Source organism: Microbulbifer zhoushanensis, from assembly GCF_021729055.1.
In the GTDB taxonomy this organism is placed as follows: Bacteria; Pseudomonadota; Gammaproteobacteria; order Pseudomonadales; family Cellvibrionaceae; genus Microbulbifer; species Microbulbifer zhoushanensis.
The window spans coordinates 486,434-502,584 of record NZ_JAJSAO010000001.1 but is presented as its reverse complement, the minus strand read 5'-3'; the positions used below and the strand labels follow the sequence as shown (position 1 = coordinate 502,584).

Annotated in this window: 11 protein-coding genes; 6 read left to right on the top strand and 5 right to left on the bottom strand. The window is 62.2% G+C overall.

Annotation, left to right across the window (positions count from 1 at the left end):
• Positions 1-292 precede the first annotated feature (292 nt).
• Positions 293-2,470, top strand: coding sequence for a bifunctional 23S rRNA (guanine(2069)-N(7))-methyltransferase RlmK/23S rRNA (guanine(2445)-N(2))-methyltransferase RlmL (gene rlmKL / locus LVD10_RS02170; RefSeq protein ID WP_237061874.1), 2,178 nt, complete (start codon positions 293-295; stop codon positions 2,468-2,470).
• A 27-nt stretch (positions 2,471-2,497) separates the two neighbouring features.
• On the opposite strand, the gene LVD10_RS02165 is transcribed toward rlmKL, so the two are convergent.
• From LVD10_RS02165 to LVD10_RS02155, 3 genes are read right to left on the bottom strand one after another with little or no spacing between them, the layout of a single operon-like run.
• Positions 2,498-2,887: a hypothetical protein gene (locus LVD10_RS02165; protein ID WP_232942789.1), complete on the bottom strand. Its 390-nt coding sequence runs from the start codon at positions 2,885-2,887 to the stop codon at positions 2,498-2,500.
• A gap of 32 nt (positions 2,888-2,919) precedes the next feature.
• Positions 2,920-5,391 (bottom strand): bifunctional serine/threonine-protein kinase/formylglycine-generating enzyme family protein, encoded by a 2,472-nt coding sequence (locus LVD10_RS02160; RefSeq protein WP_237061637.1) that lies wholly within the window; start codon positions 5,389-5,391, stop codon positions 2,920-2,922.
• A gap of 14 nt (positions 5,392-5,405) precedes the next feature.
• The gene (locus LVD10_RS02155; RefSeq protein WP_232942787.1) at positions 5,406-6,311 is read right to left on the bottom strand and encodes a PP2C family protein-serine/threonine phosphatase; all 906 of its coding nucleotides are present in this window, start codon (positions 6,309-6,311) and stop codon (positions 5,406-5,408) included.
• A gap of 446 nt (positions 6,312-6,757) precedes the next feature.
• On the opposite strand from LVD10_RS02155, the gene LVD10_RS02150 reads away from it, so the two are divergent.
• Both LVD10_RS02150 and LVD10_RS02145 read left to right on the top strand, forming a co-directional pair.
• Positions 6,758-7,642, top strand: coding sequence for an FHA domain-containing protein (locus tag LVD10_RS02150; protein ID WP_232942786.1), 885 nt, complete (start codon positions 6,758-6,760; stop codon positions 7,640-7,642).
• Between the two features lie 3 nt (positions 7,643-7,645).
• Positions 7,646-7,915, top strand: coding sequence for a glutaredoxin family protein (locus LVD10_RS02145; RefSeq protein ID WP_232942785.1), 270 nt, complete (start codon positions 7,646-7,648; stop codon positions 7,913-7,915).
• A gap of 114 nt (positions 7,916-8,029) precedes the next feature.
• Here the strand turns inward: LVD10_RS02145 and LVD10_RS02140 are convergent, their stop codons facing one another.
• Positions 8,030-9,991, bottom strand: a complete 1,962-nt coding sequence (locus LVD10_RS02140; protein WP_237061635.1) for a transglycosylase SLT domain-containing protein — start codon at positions 9,989-9,991, stop codon at positions 8,030-8,032.
• Positions 9,992-10,149: 158 nt separating this feature from the next.
• Between LVD10_RS02140 and LVD10_RS02135 the strand changes: the two genes are divergently transcribed.
• Complete coding sequence (locus tag LVD10_RS02135; protein WP_232942783.1) at positions 10,150-12,021, top strand: ATP-binding cassette domain-containing protein; 1,872 nt, start codon at positions 10,150-10,152, stop codon at positions 12,019-12,021.
• Positions 12,022-12,120: 99 nt separating this feature from the next.
• Here LVD10_RS02135 and LVD10_RS02130 read toward each other — a convergent pair whose 3' ends face one another.
• Positions 12,121-12,561: a universal stress protein gene (locus tag LVD10_RS02130; RefSeq protein ID WP_232942782.1), complete on the bottom strand. Its 441-nt coding sequence runs from the start codon at positions 12,559-12,561 to the stop codon at positions 12,121-12,123.
• Positions 12,562-12,715: 154 nt separating this feature from the next.
• On the opposite strand from LVD10_RS02130, the gene LVD10_RS02125 reads away from it, so the two are divergent.
• Positions 12,716-13,237: a hypothetical protein gene (locus tag LVD10_RS02125; RefSeq protein WP_232942781.1), complete on the top strand. Its 522-nt coding sequence runs from the start codon at positions 12,716-12,718 to the stop codon at positions 13,235-13,237.
• A 210-nt stretch (positions 13,238-13,447) separates the two neighbouring features.
• On the top strand, positions 13,448-16,147 hold the full coding sequence (gene topA, locus LVD10_RS02120; RefSeq protein ID WP_232942780.1) for a type I DNA topoisomerase: 2,700 nt from the start codon (positions 13,448-13,450) through the stop codon (positions 16,145-16,147).
• Positions 16,148-16,151: the final 4 nt, after the last annotated feature.

The following is a 16,151-nucleotide window of genomic DNA, read 5'->3' as shown; positions in this document are numbered from 1 at the left end:
TGAATTTCACATTCTGGCTTTGTGCTGTGGAGCAGCCGCTGGGCGCAATAAGTGGGTCGCAGGAGCCGGTCTCTGGAACAGTTTGCCGGGAGCTGCACAGGTTCCCGCCCTGACTCTGGCGATTGCCGGTAATTGTGTTCCGGCGTTTGTTTTATCTGGATTTCCAGTAGAGCAGAATGTTGCCTTTGTGTGAATGATCGCTTGGGTCTCAAAAACCTGATTGATAGAAGAAACCGCTATAGCCGTTTCTGAACAGCAAATAGAGCGTGGAAGAGAAGTTTTGCCAAAAGATATGATCCCCCTGACCGCAACCTGCCCCCGTGGTCTCGAAGGCCTGCTTGCGAGTGAACTGCAGGTCCTGGGCGCGGTGGAGTTGCGGGAGCAGCCGGCTGCGGTGCATTTTGCCGGTGACCTGGAGCTGGCATACCGGTGTTGCCTCTGGAGCCGACTGGCGAACCGGGTGTTGCTGCGTCTCGACCGGACCACAGTGCGCACTGCCGATGACCTGTACCGTGCAGTGGCGGCACTGCCCTGGGAGGAGCATATCAATCCCAGCGGCAAGCTCTGGCTGCAGTTCTCCGGTACCAACCGCGAAATTCGCAACAGCCAGTTCGGCGCGCAGAAGGCCAAGGATGCCGTGGTTGACCGGCTTCGGCAGAAGACCGGGGAGCGGCCGTTGGTAGACCGGAACCAACCGGACCTGACAGTTGCACTGCGCCTGCAGCGGGATTCACTCGATATTGCCCTCGACCTGAGTGGGGATAGTCTCCACAGGCGCGGCTACCGCACACATATCGGCGCCGCGCCGCTCAAGGAAAACCTGGCGGCGGCCCTGCTGCTGCGCAGTGGCTGGCCGGATATTGCGGCAAACGGCGGGGCCTTGCTCGACCCCATGTGTGGCTCGGGCACGATTTTGATTGAAGGTGCCATGATGGCGGCGGATATTGCACCGGGACTGTTGCGGGGGAGCTTTGGTTTCGAGCGCTGGCTTAACCACCAGAGTGATGTCTGGAATCGCCTCCGGGAGGAGGCCCTGGAGCGCCGCCGGAACGGCATGCAGCGGCAACTTCCCGAGATCCGCGGCTATGACGCCGACGCCAAGGTGCTGTTCGCGGCTGAGGCCAATATTGCGCGGGCCGGTCTGGAGCGCCAGGTCCGGGTCAGTTGCCGGCCGGTCGCCGCCTTCAAGGTGCCCAGCCATCGCGAGATCAAGCCGGGCCTGGTGTTAACCAATCCTCCCTACGGAGAGCGCCTGGGAGAGCAGGAGGCCCTGCGGGAGACCTATGCCGAGCTGGGACGCCAGCTCAAGGCAGACTTCCCGGGCTGGCTGGTGGGTATCTTTACCGGGAACCCAGAGCTTGGCCATGCTACCGGCTTGCGTTCCCACAAGCAGTACAAACTCTACAACGGCAGTATCCCCAGCCAGTTATTACTGTTCGAGATCCGTGCCGCTGCGGAGGCTGGCGGGCAGGCTGGTACTGGCGGCCCGCGCCTGTCGGCAGAGGCAGAGATGGTGGCCAACCGGCTACGCAAGAACCTCCGGACAACCGGTAAATGGGCCCGCAAGGGCGGTCTCAGCTGCTACCGCCTTTACGACGCGGACTTGCCCGAGTACGCCGCGGCAATTGACCTCTATCGCTCACTGGAGGGAGAAGACTTCGCCCACGTGCAGGAGTACCGCGCCCCGGCACAGATACCCGAGGAAAAGGCCCGGGCCCGCCTGCGGGAACTGGTGCGCGCGGTAGAAGTGGTGCTCGACATCCCGCAACGCAATATCAGTATCAAGGAGCGACGCCGTCACAGCCACAAGGGCCGTGGCAGCCAGTACCAGCGTCGCGATGACTCCGGCAGGTCTTTCTGGGTTGAGGAGTACGGTGCCGAGTTCGAGGTTAATCTCTGGGATTACCTCGATACCGGGATATTCCTGGATCACCGCCCGGTCCGGCAACACCTGAGAACGCTGGCTTCAGGCAAGAAACTGCTGAACCTGTTCTGCTATACCGGCACCGCCACAGTGCAGGCGGCCCTGGGCGGGTGCGCGCAGAGTACCAGCGTCGATATGTCCAAAACCTACCAGGCCTGGGCGGCACGTAACTTCCGTCGCAATGGCCTGGATCCGTACCGCCACCAGCTGGTAGAGGCGGATTGCCTGCAATGGTTGCAGTCCGCACAGCAAAATCGCCGCGGGGAGTACGACCTGATTTTCCTGGATCCGCCGAGTTTCTCGAATTCTGCCAGGATGCGTGGCGTGCTCGATATCCAGCGTGACCATGAATCCCTGATTCGCCAGTGCATGGCCCTGCTGGCACCGTCCGGGACGCTGCTGTTCTCCAACAACTTGCGCAGTTTCAAGATGGGGGAGGGTGTCTCGGGAGAGTTTGCGGTGAGGGAACTGTCCAGCCAGCTGCTGGACCGGGATTTCCAGCGCAACCCGAAGATCCATAATGTCTGGGAAATACGCCGGGGTTGACCGCTTTACGGGGGGAGCGCCGGCCGTTTAAGGGCGGCTCTGGCGCTCGGGCACTGAATAGGCCATGCCTCGACATTCCAGGTACACCCGGCAAGTGCCCAGCGCAGCCTTGCCGCAGCTTTCTACCACAATGCCGTTGCCGCCCATGTCGTGCACCCGTTGCTTCATCTTGCGAACGAGGTCCGAGCGCTCCGGTTCCGGTGCGTCGATGCGGTCCTGGCATGCAGAAGAATCCACAAAGCCGAGTGAAACCGCATCGTAGCGGCCGATCTCCACGGGCGAGTATTCCCGCACTCCGGCGCTGGCGATACGGCTCTTGGCATAGGGGCCCACATTCGTCCGGAAGTCGACGCCGTTGCAGCCGGCCATAAGGCCGGCAACCAGAAGGTAAGTCGTAAATTGCGGGATCTTTCTCACGGCCTGTTTCCTGTCCAGTAATTCACCCGGGTTCAGTCGAGTTCCATGACTACACGAAACCCAATCTCTTTCGACATGGAAATCTCGTTTTGCCCGGCCCGGTGCACGGAACTCACGTTGTATAGCGGATCGCGCATGGAGCCGCCGCGCACGGTGCGCAGGTTGCAGTTTTTCACCTTTGCCGGCTGGCCGTCACTGCGGGCATTCTGGTAGTCGGCCACGAAGCAGTCCCGGGTCCACTCGGCGACATTGCCCGCAGTATCAAAAAGCCCGAAGCCGTTGGCCGCATAGTGGCCTACAGGAGCGCTGCCGGCCCGGAAAATGCCCACGAATTCGCTGTCGCAGCCACGCCGGCAATTGGCCTTACCCCTGGGGTCTGCATCGCCCCACCAGAAAGGTTGCGTTTCACCGCCGCGGGCCGCGTATTCCCATTCGGCCTCGCTTGGCAGGCGAAAGCGTTTGCCGGTCTGCTCCGAAAGCCAGCGTGTGTAGGCCTGTGCATCTCTCCACGAAACATTGATGACGGGGCGGTGCTCGCGGCCCCAGCCCTCGTCGCCCGGCAGTGCGGCACCGGTGGCTTCCGCGAAACGGTCGTACTGGTTGAAGGTGATTTCGTGCCGGGAAATCGCGAACGGCTGCTCAATGGAAACCCGGTGCTCGGGACTCGCCGAAGCCCGTTTGTCATCTCCCATGGTAAAGCTGCCGGGCCCAACGATTACCAGGCTGGGCGAGCTGCCACCATCGGCAAGGGCAGGGCGCAATACCTCGCCGCGCGGGTAACTGCGCGCGAGCCGGATGGAGACATCCCGGTCTGCATTGCTGATCTGGATCCAGCGGCGTTCGGTGTTATAACCGGGCCTGCTCACCTCCACATCGTAGCGTCCCGGCGCCAGTGCCATGCCGGCCTCGTACCGGGGGGCAATATTCATGATCCGGACCTGCGCGTTGGCGGGGCGGGTCCTGACATTGAGCGTGAACTTTTCCGCACCGCCCGGGGCTGCTTCGGCTGCTGTCTCGGTCCCAGCCCCAGTCCCGGGATCCTCGCCGGTCTCCGCGCCAGTCGCGTCCGCGACTAATCCGCTCCCCGCTGGTTGGGTGTCTCCTGCAGCTTCCCCGGGTGAATCGGCTGGCTGCTCTGCAATGACTGCTCCGGATTCGGCTTCATTCCCTGCCGGGCCAGTGGTGTCAGTCTCCCCGGCGGGTTGCTGGTTTCCCTGGTCGGTTGTAGCTGCTGCAGCGGCGACCGGTTGGGAGTCGCCGGCGGGGGGTGCCTCGGGTGTGTCTACCGGATCGTCCTGTGGTTCGGGTAGCAGTAACCTTGCCGTGAATTCGCTGGCACTGCTAATAGCGGAATCATCCGACCACCAGTCGTACTGGTAGCTGAGCAGGCTGAACAGGATCCAGGCGACCAGCAGCCCGCCGGCGGTTACCGAGCCGAAGGTCCACTGTTGTACTTTTTTCCTGGGGGCCTGCTGGATCACCTCCTGGATCCGCATGATGGTGGCCTGCTCGGCGCGCGGATGGTTGGTGTGCAGGGGTTTGTCCCGCCAGCGGGCCCAGGCTGCGGCGATGTGGTCGCGGGCGGTGCCGTACAGGGTCATGATGAGGGCGCGCACCAGGCTAGAGGTACGCACGGCGGTGTTGTTCAGCTGGGTGGCACGAGGCGAGGGCTTGCCCGCCAGCGTGGCGATCAGCTGGTCGATGGCGTCGACTACATCGAGTCCACGCTGGAAGCGATCCTGCGGGTCCTTCGCCAGGAAACGGTCGATCAATCCCTGGTACAGGGAGTGCCGGGCCGGCAGGCGCGGCACCGGGTCGGTGAGGTGTTTGATGGCGATGGCCACCGCCTCATCGGCCTGGAAGGGCACGACACTGGTGAGCATTTCATAAAAAACAATGCCGAGGCTGTAGATATCGGCGCGGCCGTCGATGGCCGCCCCACGTGCCTGCTCCGGACTCATGTAGTGCGGGGTGCCCACCACCATTCCACTGCTGGTCATACGGGTGGTGCGCGCCACGGCGCGGGCGACGCCAAAATCCGTCAGGACCGCGGACCCGTCCTCCCTGAAGAGGATGTTTTCCGGTTTCAGGTCCCGGTGTACGTACCCCTTGCCGTGGGCGTGGTCCAGGGCAAGGGCGATCTGCCGCGTGATATTGAGGGCGTCCATCGGGTCGATGACACCGTTGGAGAACCGGTCGGATACAGAGCCGCCCGGCATAAAGTCCATGGCGATATAGTTGAGGCTGCGAAAGCGGCCGATATCGTGGATGCCGACAATATTGGGGTGTGACAGTTGGCCAACAATATTGGCTTCGCGCTGGAAACGCTCACTGAAAATCGGGTCGGCGTTCAGGACCGGCGACATCACCTTGAGTGCCACCTGCCGGCCCACGCTGCGCTGTACCGCCAGGTACACGGTAGACATCCCGCCCTGGTTGATCTTCTTCAGGATGCGGTAACCCGGTATCTCCAGCGTGTTGTTACTGTTGCTGACAACCTCCATCGATCTTTCTTTCCCTAACGCGGTAGCAGGCCGAGAAGCCAGCCGGTAAAAACCATGGTTATCGCGGTGGCCGCCAACACTGCCAGGATAATCCGGACGGTGTTGCCGTTGGCGGCAGCGGTGTTTTTACCCGGTGTGGCGGCCGGGTCCGGTGCGTCAATGATTTGCACGGTGATATTGTCCTTACCTCCGGCGTCCAGCGCGGCGGCAACCAGGAGGTCTGCGGCGCGGCGACAATCGGCATTGTTTGCCAGGATTTCCGCGATCACCTGCGGTTCGACCTCTGCACTGAGGCCATCGCTGCACAGCAGCAGGCGGTCGCCTGGCCTCCAGGGGGATGACATGCGGTCCACATCGAGGCTGGGGTTGGTGCTGCCGCCGATGCAGCGGGTGATGACATGCCGGTTCGGGTGACTGGCGGCCTCCTGGGGATTGATGGCCCCGGAGTCGACCAGCATCTGCACGTAGGAATGGTCGTTGGTGAGCTGTTTCAGCTGGCCGTTCCCCTCGCCGGGAGACCAGAGATAGGCGCGACTGTCGCCGACCCAGTAGATATGGAAATATGCGCCTTCCTCGGCTACCACCACCGCGGTAGAGCCCATGTTGCCAGTGCTCTGTTCATCACCCAGGAGCAGGGCATGGGCACGCTGCAGCGCGTGTTCATAGTGGCGGTCGGTGGCGGAGGAGCGCTGGATTTCCTCCACAACCGTCTTGCTGGCGATTTCACCGGCCTGGTGGCCACCCAGCCCGTCTGCCACAACCCACACGCCGCGCTGCTCATCGGACCAGAGTGCGTCCTCGTTCTGCTCGCGCTTGAAGCCGGGGTGTGTCGCGCCAGCGCTGCGCGCCGGCGGTTCTGGCTCTGCCGGTCGCTGGGGAACCGTGTGCCTCGATACATCGCGTACTTTGGCTTCACTCACTGCGTGCAACTACCTGTGTCTTATTGTGGTTTTTGGCGCCAGCCACCAGAGGGGCTTTCCCGTCAAAGTTGCGTGACTGTGCAACAGATAACCAGGGGCGCCGATTCCTTAACCGGGCTGAGTTTATGCCTTCCCGTACTTCGCATTTCCGTGGGCACAGCAGCGGGAAGGACTGCCAGAGAACGCCTGGGGCTTACTGCGAAAGGCAGGAATTCTGTGACAGGGAGCATATTGCAGTCAGAGATTGTACGCTGCAAACCCAATCACATGCCATGCAAAAACTTCGTGATAGACTTTTTCCGTTAACAACAAGATGGGTGGTCTCACAACTCTTCCCGGAGCCTCAGGGACAATAAAGTAGTGAGTCGAAACGCCGGCCGGGGCAAGGCTATGAATGCTTCCCCGGTGATGGCGTGCCTGACCCCGCATCATCAGGAACATAATCAATGTTTAAACTCTGCGATCTCAAGGATGCCGGACAGGGCGTCTGGCTGGTGGCGCCAAGGGTAACTATCGGTCGTGCCTCGACCTGTGACCTGACCCTCGCCAGCGACTCGGTGGCAAAACTGCACGCCGAGGTTGTCGTCGACGGTGACACACTGACCCTTCGCGACCTTGCCGGTTATGGCGGGCTGGCTGTGAATGGCAAGCCCGTTACCGGTCCGTGCCAGCTGAATTTGAACGATCGTGTCACAGTCGGTGATCGCCAGCTCGGGGTTGTCGACCCCAAAGTGACCCGTTTCCGGTCCGGCTCTTCTGCCAGCAGTGCCGTTTCGTGGGCGCTGCGAGCCAATCATCCGGCCATCGCCGGGCGGGTCTTCCCGGTCAAGGAGACCAGTGTGGTGGGGCGCTCGGATGAGTGCGATATCACTTTTTCCCTGTCACACCTCTCCCGCAGGCATGCACGCCTGGAGGTTCGCGACGGGCTGCTGTTCGTGGTGGATCTCGGTTCCGCCAATGGCACTTACCTGAACAACCGCCGGGTATCCGAGACGCGGGTTCGCCGCGGTGATGAACTGCGTTTCGACACCCTGAGCTTCAGCGTGGTGGGCCCCGCGGATGAACTCGACAAGACCACTGTGCGCCCCGCCGTGACAATTCCGCCGCAGCATGAGCCTGCGACACAGCATACCGGCGGGCAGGCACAGGCGTCGGCGGTCCATGGCGAGCCAGTACCTGAAGCGGAAATGACCCGCGAGCGCCAGCGCTACGCTGGTGACGCAGCCACCGCCGAGGCCGGTGGCAGCCCCTGGCTGTGGTTCAGTGTGGTGCTGTTGCTGGGGCTGGGTGTGGCAGGTGTCCTCTGGGCCCGCCAGCAGGGCCTGCTCTGAATCATGGCGGGAGATAAACCGGCAGAGCTTCTGCTTTATACCACCCTCGGCTGCAGCCTGTGCGAGAAGGCCAAGGCAGAAATCTGGCCGGTGCTGGATAGCTTTGGGTTACGGCTCAGGGAAGTGGATATCGCCGCTGATGACGACCTGGAGCAGCGCTTCGGTACCCGGATACCGGTTGTGGGCCTCGGCGATCCGGAGGATGTGCTGGGGTGGCCGTTCGATCGCGATGGGCTGGTGGACTGGCTGCGGGTGCGTATCCGGCACCCATAGCCGGAGGCCAGGGCTGGAGAGGCAGCCCGGGCTCCCGGTTTCATTTCCTTTTCTTTCCTGTGCAGGCTTGCTTCTTTCACGCCAGGGTCCGGGATTCCCCCGGACCCTCCAGGCTCAGAGCTTGCTGGCGGCCTCGTTATCCCTCAATAAAGGTTTTGTCGTGCCGCTGCGATAGGCATAGATCACCGAGTACGCGAGTACATTCTGTACGTACTTGCGGGTCTCGTGGTATGGAATCGTCTCAATCCAAACGTCGTAGGGCAGCTGTCGGCCGGTTTCCCGCAGCCAGCCGGCCACCCGGGTGGGTCCTGCGTTATAGGCCGCGGCAGCGAGGATCCGGTTGTTGTCGAAACGGTTCAGCAGGGTCCGCAGGTAAAAGCTGCCCAGTGCGATATTGGTTTTCGGGGTCAGCAGGTCCCAGCTGCGACGATAGCTCACCCCGGCCTTGCGGGCCGTGGCGCGGGCAGTGGATGGGAGTAGCTGCATCAGGCCCAGGGCGCCGGCGTGGGACCTGGCGTCGTGCGCGAAATGGCTTTCCTGCCGCGCTACGGCGTAGATCAGGTAGGGGTCCAGCGCGGTTTTCTCGCTCATCCGGTTGCTGACATCGGTCACAATATCGGCAAAGGCGAGGGGGAAGCGCAGCTCCAGGTCGTCCAGGTAGTCTGCGGCGAGCACCGAGCGGATCGACTTGTGGTACCAGCCCCAGGCACTGGCGACCTTGCCGGCGGTCAGCAGCTCCGTGTGACCCAGCCCTTCGGTGGCATAATTCCACTCGCGCCGGGCATGGTAGAGCTCGCCAATGGCCTGCAGTTCACGGGCACGCAGCATGCCGGGGCGGGCAGCCATCTCCTCTACCAGCTCCGGTGTGACCTTGGCGGGACGATCGACGAAGCTGTAGTTCAGCCCAAGAATGTCGGCCGATAGAAATCCGTAATAGCTGCGCTCTTCCGCCGCCTGGCGATAGAGCTGTACAGCCTCGTCCGCGCGGCCCTTGCCGTACTGCTCTTCCAGGGAGCGCGCCTTCCAGTAGAGCCAGACATCCTGTAGCTGTTCCTCTGCGGGCAGGCGATCGATCCAGAATTCCACCTGGGCCCAGTCCAGCTCGCGCATCGACTGTCTTGCCAGCCAGCCGATGGTGCGTGGGTCGGTAAACTTCTCGGTCCGCTTGAAGAAGGCCCGGAGGCCGTCGATATCGTCCTGGCGGGCAAACTGCAGGGCCAGGTTGCGCAGCAGCTGTTCCCGCTCTGCATCGGCAAACAGGTAGCTGGTCTCGAACCGCTGCCAGGCCTGCTCTGCCTGGCGGGCATCTTTCCGGGCGAGGCGCTCGAGCCCGTGCAGGACAATCTGCCGGTACTCGGGGCGCTCATTGATAAAGCGCGTGTAATTGGAGAGCTGGCCGGGATCCCGGTGCACGGAGCGCAGCAGCTCGGCAAGGCGGGCCTGTTCGGGCTCCATTTTGCGGGCGATATACTCCGCCAGGTCCAGGTTGCGGTTCTCCACTGCCAGCAGGTGGCGACCCCAGGCCAGTTCGGGGGTCAGGCCGCCGTCTTTCATCCAGCGGTTGAATACCGGGTCACATTCCTCGGCCTGCGACCGGCCCACCATCCACAGCTCCTCAACCAGCGCGTATGCGGTATCCTTGTCGCCGTGACGGGACAGCGCGTCGGCGTAGTAACACTTGAGTGAGGTCCGGGTGATCTTGTCCGGTTCGTAGTACTTCAGGTAGGCGCGGAAGCGCTTGCGACTCCCCAGTTCGCGCAGGATTCGCACGCGCATCCAGTCACCGATGGCGGTGTCCCGGTGCTGGCTGATGAACTGGTCGATCTCGTCGTAGGGGAGGCGGTGGATTTTCCGGCTGATGGCCCAGTAGTCGAGATAGGGCAGGAGCGGGTAGTCTTGCAGCTCCTGTTTCAGGCGCTTGAGCTCGGCAGTATCGCCGCGGCCAATAGCCTCGCGGGCTTCCTGCAGTTTCTCCCGCTGGGCAACTGCTTTTTCCGCGTTGGTTTCGCCGAGTGCCGGGAAGGCAGCCAGCACCAGGAACAGCGTTAACGCGATTCCCTTTGCGTCAATCGACATAGTACTCACCCGATTGATAACTCGCGCCGGTAAAAGTAAAACAGCGCGTCAAATAATGCGTAAAATATCCTTTTCGCACAAGCCCGAATCGCCGGCCGGCAACAGTCCCGGGCGAGAATGAGAACGGGTACACCCTCAAATAGTGTAGTTGTAAAAGTATGTTGCTTCAGTTGGATGCCGTGAGCCTGCGGTATGGAACCCAGGTCCTCGCGGACAATGTCAGCGCCATGGTCGATCGCGGTGACCGGATCTGCCTGGTGGGGCGGAATGGCGAGGGCAAATCGAGCCTGCTGCGCCTGATTGGCGGCCAGGTGGACCCCGACGGCGGCGAGCTGGTGCGCACCACCGGTACTGTGGTTGCGGCCCTGGAGCAGGAGTTGCCCTCGGGGTGCCGCGAGAGTGTCTACCGCTTCGTCGCCGGGGGGCTGGGCCAGGTTGGCCTGTGGCTGGCGGATTACCGCGACGATCCCCGACCTGACCTGCAGTCACGTATCGAGGATTCCCATGGCTGGGACCTGATGCCGCGTATCGATAGTGTGCTCGACCGCCTGGGCCTGGACCCGGCGTCAATTGTCGGCGATCTATCCGGAGGCTGGCAGCGCCGTGCGGCCCTGGCCCGCGCACTGGTGATCGAGCCCGACCTGCTGATCCTGGACGAGCCCACCAACCACCTGGATATTGCCGCCGTCGAATGGCTGGAAAACTTCCTGGACACCTTTCGCGGGGCGCTGCTGTTCGTGAGCCACGACCGTGCGCTTGCCCAGCGACTGGCCCGCACGGTCTGGGACCTGGACCGGGGCGTCCTGCGGGTCTTCAATTGCGACTTCAACCGCTACCAGGCGGAAAAGGAAAAGCTGCTGGCCGAGGAGGCCCGCCACGAGGCCCTGTTCGACAAGAAGCTGGCCCAGGAGGAGACCTGGATCCGCCAGGGCATCAAGGCCCGCCGGACCCGCAACGAGGGCCGGGTGCGCGCCCTGCAGGACCTGCGTCGCCAACGGGAGGCGCGCCGTTCGCGCCAGGGCACGGCCAGGCTGTCCGTTGATTCCGGCGAGCTGTCGGGCAAGCTGGTGGCCGAGTTGACGGATGTCAGCTTTGCCTACCCGGGGGAGCCGCCGCTGGTGCGGGACCTGAATTTCACCCTGATGCGCGGTGACAAGGTGGGACTGATCGGGCCCAACGGCGCCGGCAAGAGCACCCTGATCCGGCTGCTGCTGGGCGAGCTGCAACCAGGTAGCGGCAACGTGCGCCTGGGGACGAAACAACAGGTAGCCTATTTCGACCAGCGACGGGACCAGCTGGACCCGGAAATGACCGTGCTGGACAACGTGGCCGGTGGGCGCGAGTCAATTACCGTCGGCGGCAAGACTCGCCACGCCATGTCTTACCTGGCGGATTTCCTTTTCTCCGGGCAAAAGGCGCGCACAGCGGTGTCGGCCCTGAGTGGTGGGGAGCGCAACCGTGCGCTGCTGGCAAAACTGTTCAGCCAGCCGGCCAATATCCTGGTACTGGACGAGCCAACCAACGATCTCGATGTGGAAACGCTGGAATTGCTGGAGCAGCTGCTGCTGGACTTTTCCGGCACCGTGCTGCTGGTGAGTCACGACCGGGCCTTCCTGGATAATGTGGTGGACTCCTGCCTGGCCTTCGAGGGTAATGGTGTCGTGCGCGAGTACGTGGGCGGGTACGAGGATTTCCTGCGCCAGGGTGGCCGGTTCACCTCGCCGGAAGGAGAGGGCGCTGCAAAGGCTGGGGAAAAGCCAAAGCCGCGGGATGACCAGGGTCCAGCGGCGAAACCCGCTGCGAAGAGCAAAAAGCTCAGTTACAAGCTGCAGCGTGAGCTGGACAGCCTGCCGGGCAAAATAGAATCGCTGGAAGAGCAAATCGGCGAGCTGGAAGAAGAGGTTTCCGGCCCGGGCTTTTACCAGCAGGAGCAGTCTCTTGTAGAGGAGCGGTTGCGCCTGCTGGCAGATCGCCAGGCAGAGCTGGAGGCGGCATTTGAGCGCTGGGCCGAGCTGGATGAGGGCGCCTGAGGAGCCCGTTCAGCCCGAGTGCCGGCGTTGCCGTCACCGCTGCGGAAGTGTCAGGCTAGTGCTGCCGTCCACGAGCGGCATTCCCTCCTTCTATTCGTCTTACTCGTCGGAGTGCACGCGCACCGCCAGCACGTCACAGCCTGCTCCGTGTAAAACGCCATTGGCGGTGGAGCCCAGTAGCAGCGCCAGGCCGTGACGCCCGTGGCTGCCGATGATCACCAGGTCGGCGCCAATCTCCTCTGCCAGGCGATGAATCTCTGAAGCCGGCTGGCCCAGCACCACATGCTGGCGTTCCTCGGGAATGCCCATGGATACCGAGGCCTTCTTGAGCTGGTCCCGGGCCTGGTCCTGCAGTTGTTCCTGCACTTCCGACAGGTCCATGGGGATATCGCCGCCGTACGCGAACGTCAGGGGTTCAATCACGTGAGACAGGCTCAGCTCTGCCCCGAATGCCTTGCCAATTTCCTCTGCTTTTTTCAGTACCTGGGAGGAATCCTCGGAAAGGTCCAGGCCCACGAGAATCTTCTTATAACTGGCCATCGGCATGCTGCTCCTTTTTTATTGGCTGGTGATAACTGTCCCGAATGCTCGATCAGTTTTACCCTCGAAAGAGTCTAATGTAAAACAAACCGGTTGACACAACTGGCATCGGGCGCAACACAATAGGCGCCTCAATCACCGAAATGGAGTTCGCATGTCTGGCTGGCTTCCAGTGCTAATCATCATTCTCGCGATCGCACTCGTGATTGGTCCCGTGATGTGGCTCAAGCCCAGTAGCCGGGACCGGCGGCTCGCGGGCCTCCGGCAGCGTGCAGCCGGCGCGGGTATGGTGGTGCAGATGTCCCGGTTACCGGAATCCCAGGGGCAGGGCACCGCGGCGGTTTACATCTCCCGCTGGGAAGATCCACGACGCCTGGAAACCGGCTGGGTGCTCGAGTTGCAGCGAATGGAACACGGCATGCATTTCAGCGGTCGCTGGGACTGGCGCGGGGACAAGTCGGCGCCCCGGCAGGCCTGGCCCTTGCTGCATGAGTTGCTGGATTCGATGCCGCCGGATGCGCTCGCCCTGCACGCCACCCAGGCCGGCCTGGGCATCCAGTGGCGGGAGCAGAGCGGTGACTCCGGTATGGATAGCCTCCTTGGGGCTCTGGAAAAGTTCCGGCCTGGAATCGAGGAGGCGATCCGCCGTCCCGCCCCCGCTGACGGGGGGCGATAGCGGCTCCCGGGCTGCACTGCGAGGCCGCCGGGAAGGGGCCCGGCAGAGGCCCCCGGGGTCATCCCTGTGAGGGTCGGCGGGGCAACTATTTTGGCGCTCTCGCTTGACCCCACTGGGGGCGGGGCTTATATATTCGCGCACAGCGGCCTGTCCAAAGTGGCGGTGCCAGAGTCTTAGCACTAAGAAATTTTCATTAAAAAACAAGTACTTATGGGTAAATCACTGGTCATCGTCGAATCACCGGCCAAAGCAAAAACGATCAACAAGTATCTCGGAAAGGACTTCGTGGTGAAGTCCAGCGTCGGTCATATTCGTGATTTGCCCACCGCCGGGGGTAACAAGCAACCTGTGGATCCGAAAGAGCGCGCCCGTCGCGCGGCGGAAACCCGCAAGCTGTCCCCGGAGGCAAAGGAAAAGTACAAGCGCAAGAAAAACCGCGAACAGCTGATCCGGCGCATGGGGATTGACCCCGACCACAACTGGGAGGCCCAGTACGAAATCCTGCCCGGTAAGGAAAAGGTGGTCAGCGAGCTGCGCAAGCTGGCGGAGAACGCCGATCATATCTATCTCGCGACGGATCTCGACCGCGAGGGGGAGGCCATTGCCTGGCACCTGCGCGAGTCCATTGGTGGGAATGAGGATCGCTACCGGCGCGTGGTGTTCAACGAGATCACCAAATCTGCGATCCAGGAAGCGTTCAAGGATCCCGGCCGGCTGAATATCAATCGGGTCAATGCCCAGCAGGCGCGGCGGTTCCTGGACCGGATCGTTGGCTATATGGTTTCGCCACTGCTGTGGGAGAAGGTAGCCCGCGGCCTGTCCGCCGGGCGCGTGCAGTCGGTAGCGGTGCGCCTTGTGGTGGAACGCGAGCGCGAGATCCGCGCCTTCATACCCGAGGAATACTGGACCCTGTTCGCCGACACCGAGACCGCGAAAGCCAACGCCCTGCGCCTGGAAGTGAAAAAGCAGGCGGGTGAGGCCTTCCGGCCCACTAACGAAGAGCAGGCCATGGCGGCGACGAAAGCGCTGCAGGGCAGCGACTTTACCGTCAGTGCCCGGGACGATAAGCCCACCAGCTCGAAGCCCTCAGCACCATTTATTACCTCGACACTGCAGCAGGCGGCCAGTAACCGCCTTGGTTTCAGCGTCAAGAAAACCATGATGCTTGCCCAGCGCCTGTATGAAGCGGGTCACATCACCTATATGCGTACCGACTCCACCAACCTCAGCAAGGAGGCAGTGGAGTCCGCACGGGAATTTATTGGTGAAAAGTTCGGTGACAAGTACCTGCCGGACAGCCCCAATAATTACGCCAGCAAAGAGGGGGCCCAGGAGGCGCACGAGGCCATTCGCCCATCCGATGTGCGGATGCAGCCCAATATGCTGACTGGTGTCGAGCGCGATGCCGAGCGCCTGTACAACCTGATCTGGCAGCAGTTCGTCGCCTGCCAGATGACCCCGGCACAGTTTACCTCGACCTCGGTTGTTGTCTCCGCCGGGGACTTCGAGCTGCGTGCCCGTGGCCGTGTTATCCGTTTTGACGGTTTCCTCAAGGTGGCCCCGCAGACCAGTAAGAAAGAAGAGGATGCGGTGCTGCCGGACGTCAAGGTCGGTGAAAAACTGGCCCTGAAGAAACTCGACCCGAAACAGCATTTCACCAAGCCGCCGGCGCGCTTCAGCGAGGCGGCGCTGGTAAAAGAGCTGGAAAAACGCGGTATCGGCCGGCCCTCGACCTATGCATCGATTATTTCCACCATCCAGGATCGCGGCTATGTGCGGCTCGAGAACCGCCGTTTCTATGCCGAAAAGATGGGGGACATCGTCACCGACCGCCTGAGCGAGAGCTTCAAGAACCTGATGGATTACGGGTTCACCGCCAGCCTGGAGGAGTCACTGGACTCTGTCGCCGAAGGTGACAAGGGCTGGAAGGACCTGCTCAACGAATTTTATTCCGACTTCTCCTCGCGCCTGGAGAAAGCCCAGGCGGCAGAGGGCGGCATGCGCCGCAACACGCCCACAGACACCGATATCGAGTGCAGTAAGTGCGGGCGCCATATGCAGATCCGCACCGGGTCCACCGGGGTTTTCCTGGGCTGTTCCGGCTATGCGCTGCCACCCAAGGAACGATGCACCAACACCATGAACCTGGTGTCCGGGGACGAGGCAGTGGATGCCGACAAGGACGAGGACGCGGAATCCCGCCAGTTGCGAGAGAAGCGGCGCTGTCCCAAGTGCGGCACGGCCATGGACAGTTACCTGCTGGACGAGCAGCGCAAACTCCATATCTGCGGCAACAACCCGGACTGTAATGGCTACGAGGTAGAGAAGGGCACCTTCAAGATCAAGGGTTACGATGGCCCGGTGATTGAATGTGACAAGTGTGGCAGCGACATGCAGCTCAAGTCGGGCCGTTTCGGCAAGTACTTTGGCTGCACCAATGACGAGTGCAAGAACACCCGCAAGCTGCTCAAGAATGGACAGCCTGCACCGCCCAAAATGGATCCGGTGCCCATGCCTGAACTGCCCTGCCAGAAGGTGGAAGACCACTATATCCTGCGCGACGGTGCCTCGGGGCTTTTCCTTGCCGCCAGCCAGTTCCCCAAGAACCGCGAGACGCGGGCACCGCTGGTCAAAGAGGTGTTGCCGCACAAGGATGAGATCGATCCCAAGTACAGTTACCTGTTCTCGGCGCCCACCGAGGACGACCAGGGCCGCGATACGGTAATTCGCTTCAGTCGCAAGACCCAGGAGCAGTACGTACAGTCCGAGGAAGACGGCAAGGCCACCGGCTGGCGCGCGTTCTATCGCGATGGCAAGTGGCAGGTGGAAGCGACCAAGAAGGCGGCGACCAAGAAAGCGGCGACCAAACGCAAGCCGGCACGCAAGAAAGCCGCCGCCAAGGACAAGTAGGGTC

Bases quoted from the DNA above. Each gene is read 5' to 3' on its own strand.
- rlmKL (WP_237061874.1), top strand. From the start codon at position 293: ATGATCCCCCTGACCGCAACCTGCCCCCGTGGTCTCGAAGGCCTGCTT.
- LVD10_RS02160 (WP_237061637.1), bottom strand. From the start codon at position 5,391: ATGGAGGTTGTCAGCAACAGTAACAACACGCTGGAGATACCGGGTTAC.
- LVD10_RS02150 (WP_232942786.1), top strand. From the start codon at position 6,758: ATGTTTAAACTCTGCGATCTCAAGGATGCCGGACAGGGCGTCTGGCTG.
- LVD10_RS02145 (WP_232942785.1), top strand. From the start codon at position 7,646: ATGGCGGGAGATAAACCGGCAGAGCTTCTGCTTTATACCACCCTCGGC.
- LVD10_RS02140 (WP_237061635.1), bottom strand. From the start codon at position 9,991: ATGTCGATTGACGCAAAGGGAATCGCGTTAACGCTGTTCCTGGTGCTG.
- LVD10_RS02135 (WP_232942783.1), top strand. From the start codon at position 10,150: ATGTTGCTTCAGTTGGATGCCGTGAGCCTGCGGTATGGAACCCAGGTC.
- LVD10_RS02130 (WP_232942782.1), bottom strand. From the start codon at position 12,561: ATGGCCAGTTATAAGAAGATTCTCGTGGGCCTGGACCTTTCCGAGGAT.
- LVD10_RS02125 (WP_232942781.1), top strand. From the start codon at position 12,716: ATGTCTGGCTGGCTTCCAGTGCTAATCATCATTCTCGCGATCGCACTC.
- topA (WP_232942780.1), top strand. From the start codon at position 13,448: ATGGGTAAATCACTGGTCATCGTCGAATCACCGGCCAAAGCAAAAACG.